We start from the raw sequence: 1,411 nt of genomic DNA, 5'->3' as shown, positions 1-1,411 counted from the left end.
CCGTGGTTTTGATATTAGTTTAGCGACGATTATCAGATCATAAATGAAGCCTTTTTTCTATCTAAAAATAAACGGTTATTGCTTAAGATCCTATCTATGAGGCACACCAAGGTATTTTGCTTTAGGAGACCTTACTCTATTTAATAGGACATCATGCATATATTGCATGGTATCTTTAGCTTCTTTTTCATTGTATTTGAACTTCTTAGAGTCAGGTGATGAAGTCTCCGCCAGCAATACCATTAGCATCGCTCTCTGCTCATCATTCAGATCTGTGGGGATCGAGATCTTGGGTAACACATGAATAGTTAACGGCGGAAAGCAATCTTCAGCGACACCCTGAGCAAAATTAGGGCAGAAATCGATATTTGTGTCTACTGCCTTAACGATGCTTCTGCCTATACTGCGGGCAGTTATTTGCAAAGTTTGCTCTCTTCTCTGAGGGTTATCATTCTGAAAAATAGACACCACTCCATTCTCTGGTAGAAATTTAAGGTGTTTTCTGGTGGTTAGGTTTAAACCATCAATCTTTAATGTCAGTGTATTACCCGGAGTCAGATGAAATTCAGTTCCGAGAAGCGCTTTTCCATTATTTCGTGTAATAATAAATTTAGACATAATTTGTTTCCCTTTTTATTTTGGTTAAATCCATTTTTCATCCATCGCATTAAATAAGAGTAATCCTATGAATAAACCCGATGGCTGTCCAATAAGACACCTCTTATTTTTTGATTATATTGTTTATGTTTTTAATTAAAACTATCAACAATATAAATTATTTTTTCATTCTTAAATGCCATTGAAAATATTTACAATGGCATGATTAGTTATTCAACATCATTATTTAGCATAAGAATCAGGAATAGAGTTAATTAAACCCGCCTGACATGGGCAACTGCTCCGGCTATCCAGCGTTCCCGCCATTTTTTGCTGATAATTGATAAAGCCACCAACGCCACCGATTATTCGGTATTTACCGGCATATCTGCCACAACTGACCTCTGAACCTTCAAGTGCGGACGGTTTACCGTAAAAAGTGACTGTACTACTGCCAGTTAAAATTGCGCCACCACATGTTGTCTTATCCCCAATAACTAAGAAATATCCAATAGCCATCATTCATCCTTAAAACAAGTTTAATGTGATTAATTAATAAACATATTATCGATAAAAACCAGATGATAAAAGCTGTCATTCTTCATGATGGCAAATCAATTTCTTCATCCTGTTTTATTTTAAATTTTTAGTAGTTGTGACAATTAATACATAAAAATTTATAGACAAACTCTTTATTTCAGAATTTTATGTGACCCTTGGATTCGACTAATAAGTGCAATTTCTAAGAAAGGCGGTCAGTTGCTATAGTAGGCATCTTTCTCGCCAAAGGAAAATGCACTATGACCTATACACA

2 protein-coding genes are annotated in these 1,411 nt (G+C 35.4%); both read right to left on the bottom strand.

Annotated elements, in window-relative coordinates; all coding sequences use genetic code 11:
* Window positions 1-90 precede the first annotated feature (90 nt).
* Complete coding sequence (locus tag Xinn_RS20815; protein WP_099137811.1) at window positions 91-618, bottom strand: hypothetical protein; 528 nt, start codon at window positions 616-618, stop codon at window positions 91-93.
* Between the two features lie 222 nt (window positions 619-840).
* The gene (locus tag Xinn_RS20810) at window positions 841-1,116 is read right to left on the bottom strand and encodes a PAAR domain-containing protein (RefSeq protein WP_086954786.1); all 276 of its coding nucleotides are present in this window, start codon (window positions 1,114-1,116) and stop codon (window positions 841-843) included.
* Window positions 1,117-1,411: the final 295 nt, after the last annotated feature.

This window comes from Xenorhabdus innexi (assembly GCF_002632485.1).
Lineage (GTDB): Bacteria > Pseudomonadota > Gammaproteobacteria > Enterobacterales > Enterobacteriaceae > Xenorhabdus > Xenorhabdus innexi.
Note: the sequence above shows the minus strand (reverse complement) of the source record. Positions and strands in the feature narration are given on the sequence as shown.

Coding starts and splice junctions, on each gene's coding strand:
- Xinn_RS20815 (WP_099137811.1), bottom strand. CDS start 618: ATGTCTAAATTTATTATTACACGAAATAATGGAAAAGCGCTTCTCGGA.
- Xinn_RS20810 (WP_086954786.1), bottom strand. CDS start 1,116: ATGGCTATTGGATATTTCTTAGTTATTGGGGATAAGACAACATGTGGT.